Source organism: Candidatus Accumulibacter vicinus, assembly GCF_000584955.1.
Taxonomy (GTDB): domain Bacteria; phylum Pseudomonadota; class Gammaproteobacteria; order Burkholderiales; family Rhodocyclaceae; genus Accumulibacter; species Accumulibacter vicinus.
On the sequence record NZ_JDSS02000006.1, the window covers coordinates 238,414 to 241,805 of the forward strand.

The 3,392-nt window shown below is 62.5% G+C and carries 4 protein-coding genes; 2 read left to right on the forward strand and 2 right to left on the reverse strand.

Going from position 1 to position 3,392, the window contains the following annotated elements; genetic code table 11:
• The coding region (locus CAPSK01_RS01935; RefSeq protein ID WP_034921706.1) for an NnrS family protein at positions 1-880 on the reverse strand (880 nt) is incomplete at its 3' end.
• A 205-nt stretch (positions 881-1,085) separates the two neighbouring features.
• On the opposite strand from CAPSK01_RS01935, the gene CAPSK01_RS01940 reads away from it, so the two are divergent.
• Entirely contained in the window at positions 1,086-1,874 is a 789-nt protein-coding gene (locus tag CAPSK01_RS01940) for a protein-L-isoaspartate(D-aspartate) O-methyltransferase (protein WP_273702887.1), read from the forward strand.
• A gap of 200 nt (positions 1,875-2,074) precedes the next feature.
• Positions 2,075-2,962, forward strand: coding sequence for a DMT family transporter (locus tag CAPSK01_RS01945; RefSeq protein ID WP_034921710.1), 888 nt, complete (start codon positions 2,075-2,077; stop codon positions 2,960-2,962).
• Here the strand turns inward: CAPSK01_RS01945 and CAPSK01_RS01950 are convergent.
• The coding region (locus CAPSK01_RS01950) for an alpha/beta hydrolase (protein ID WP_273702888.1) at positions 2,959-3,392 on the reverse strand (434 nt) is incomplete at its 5' end. The two genes, CAPSK01_RS01945 and CAPSK01_RS01950, sit on opposite strands and share 4 nt — an antisense overlap.

The following is a 3,392-nucleotide window of genomic DNA, read 5'->3' on the forward strand; positions in this document are numbered from 1 at the left end:
CCGCCAGTGCACGCAGCACGAGATAGATGACAATCCAGCCGTAGGCCACATGCAGCACCCATACCAGCGGCGTAGCGAAGGTTCGCCAAGGCTGCCAGAGGTAGAGCCGGGCCGCGTGCACCACGGCTGCAGCCAGCGCAATCGTTGCGATCACCGTTGCTGGCGCCGACAGAATGTCGGCAGCCAGCAAAATCAGTACACATCCGAGTGCGATCTTTTCAACGAGTGGATGGCGAATGGCTTGCGTACCCGGAATACCGTTGTTGGTAAACATGGGGATCACCCGTCCACCCATCACCGCGATGATGAACAGGACGACATCGAGTCCAACCTGCAAACTCGCCCGTTCGGGCCAGGCCAGCATTCCGAGCCAGGAAAGATGCATGGCCAGAACGGCTGCGCCAAGAAGCATCAGCAGCGCGACGAAGAAGTAGTTGCGCCGATTACGGCTCTTCACCAAAGGGATGACCAGCCCGATCCCGACCGCTACCGGAAATGCGATGTTCACCAGGGCTGCCGCGGTCACGTAGGGCGTCAGCACCAGGACTCGTCCGGCGGTCCAGAGCAAGGCAAAGGCAAACAGCACGCCGCCGGTCGGCGTCGGCTGTCCGGTCCAGTTACGGCCGGCCGTGAAGAGGAACCCGGCGACTACCGCCAGCGTATACCCGAACAACATCTCATGGCCGTGCCAAGCAGAGCCGTGCATCAAACTGACCGGCAAGTATCCCGTGTATTGGGCCACCCAAAGCGGAATCGACAACGCGGCGAAGATACTGGCAAGCAAATAGAACGGCCGAAAACCCAGGGCCCAGAGCGCAAATTTTCCAGTCGATGCGTCTCGTTGCGGGCCAGGTTCCGCGACTGACAGCAGTTTTGACATGATGATGTCCATCCAATAAGAATTAACTCAAAACAAATACGCACAGAGTCTTGCCGTCTTCACGCCACAAGACTGATTGTAACATGTTGATCCATATGTTATTTTATTTCTTTCCGCCAGGCACTATACGCAGCTCAGGCGACAGGCAGCAATCGCCGGTTCGTAAGCACCGAGTGCAGCCCGCTGCGAATCTTGGGAGATCGTGATGTCCGAAAATACTCATCCGCCAGCACCGGGCCCAGCAGCGATGCCTTGGCAAGCGCCACAGCAGCGGCGACATTTCGCGGCGCCGTGGCGGACACTCCTGTCCGCGCTGCTCTTCGCCACCAACACCGCAGGAGCTACCGACATGGATTACGATCGTGCGCGAACGCGCATGGTCGCCGAGCAGTTGAGCGCCAGTACGCGCGGCATCAGCAACCCCGCGGTGCTCAAGGCGATGGCCACGGTGCCACGGCACGAGTTCGTTCCGGCCAAGCTCAGGCGCTACGCGTACGACGACCGGCCATTGCCGATCGGCCATGCCCAGACCATCTCGCAGCCCTACGTGGTTGCCTTCATGACCGAGAAACTGGAACCGCAAGCAAACGACCGAGTGCTGGAGATCGGTACCGGGTCGGGTTACCAGGCGGCAATTCTGTCGGGTCTCGTGCATGCCGTGTACAGTATCGAAATCGTTGAGCCACTGGCCGTCCAGGCACAAGCCGATCTGGCCAGACTCGGCTACGGCAATGTCAGCGTGCGACACGGCGATGGTTACCTGGGCTGGCCGGAGGCAGCGCCTTTCGACGCCATCATCGTCACCTGCGCCCCCGATCACGTGCCGCAGCCGCTGATCGACCAACTCAGAGAGGGGGGCCGCATGGTCATTCCGGTCGGAGAACTCGATGATCAGAACCTGTATCTGCTGCGGAAACGGGGAAAGGCGCTGCAGCGCGAAGCCATCCTGCCAGTGCGCTTCGTACCGATGACCGGCACCGCCAGCCGTCGTTAGCAACCTTTCGAACTTTCCCTCGCCGCATACCGAGTGCATCGTCAAAGGCAAGAACGGCTTTTTCTGCCAGGTACGAGTATAGGTTCTCGGCAAGGCTTATGTCATCATGCATCTTCCGCAGTACCGGCAGGCTTCGCAGACTGTCCGGATTCTTTCACCCGCGCTGCCGCGGCGGCAACCAACGTTTCCGAGTTCCCCTGATGGTTCAACCCGTTCCTGGCACAGGCACGCGTCTTGGCGGTTTCCTCTGCATCGTCGCTTCGGCGGCTGGTTTCGGAGCCATGCCGATCTTCGCCAAGCTGGCTTACGCCGAAAGTGTCGATTTGCCAAGCATGTTGTTCCTGCGTTTTGCGCTGGCCGGTCTGATGATGGCCTTGCTGATGCGCGTACGCGGGATGGTGTGGCCACGCGGCCACAATCTGCTGTTGCTGGTGGCGATGGGCGGGGTCGGCTACGTCGCTCAGTCGTTTTGCTACTTCGCCGCTCTGCAGTATGCAACAGCCAGCCTGACGGCGCTGCTGCTTTACCTCTATCCGGCAATCGTCACCGTGCTGTCGGCGGCACTGGCGCGACGGCGACTGTCGCCGCTGCGCCTGTTGGCTGTGGCGGCGGCGCTGTTCGGTACCGGTCTTGCCGTCGGCGGCAGCCTCGCCGGCAGTGTTCCCGGCATTCTGCTCGGAATCGTGGCGGCTTTGATCTACTCGGTCTATATCCTGGTCGGCGAGCGCGTTACACCGCTGGTCGGAGCGATGCCGTCAGCGACGGTGATCATGCTCGCGGCGGCGTTGGTGTTTGGGCTGATCGTGCTGTCGCGCGGCGCGGCTTTCCCGGCCTCGCCGGTGGCCTGGGCGGCCGTCGGCGGCATCGCGCTGTTCTCGACAGTGGTGGCGATGATCACTTTCTTTGCCGGTATGGCGCGGTTGGGTGCAGCCGATGCGGCGACGCTGTCGACACTCGAACCGGTGGTCACGGTGATTCTGGCAGCGATCTTTCTTGGCGAGGCGATCGGCAGCTGGCAGATCGCCGGTGGTGCGATCATCCTCGCCGCAGTCGTCGTGCTGGCGCGCTCGGGCGCGGAGCAGCGCTAGCAGCCCTGGCCGGCGGTGTCCACCGGGCTGGCGAGGAAGTTCAGGAGCTGTTCGACGACTGCTTGCGGCTGTTCGTTCATCATGGCGTGTCCGCAGTCGGGAATCTCGGCGCGCAGCACTTGGCGCAGAGCCGATTGCAGCGCCGGCAGGTTGCGACGTGGCGTCATGCGGTCGTGGCATGCGACCAGCAACAGCGTCGGGCAAGCAACCTCGGCGGCGGCTTCGAGGCCGCGCGCATAGTTGTTGCAGTTGGCGAGGTCGATCGCCAGCGTGCCCGGCGGGCTGCGGCGCATGATCGCCAGCGTCACGCCGGGCCCCCAGATGCCGTGGCCGGTGCCGCCGGCAAGCTGGAACTGCCGGGTCAGCGAATACTCGTTGATCATTCGAAGGACGCTGTCGGGATGGGCCGCGGCGCGGCCGAGCAAGGCCT

Excerpts from the sequence above, each read along its gene's own strand:
- CAPSK01_RS01940 (WP_273702887.1), top strand. The coding sequence starts at position 1,086 with ATGTCCGAAAATACTCATCCGCCAGCACCGGGCCCAGCAGCGATGCCT.
- CAPSK01_RS01945 (WP_034921710.1), top strand. The coding sequence starts at position 2,075 with ATGGTTCAACCCGTTCCTGGCACAGGCACGCGTCTTGGCGGTTTCCTC.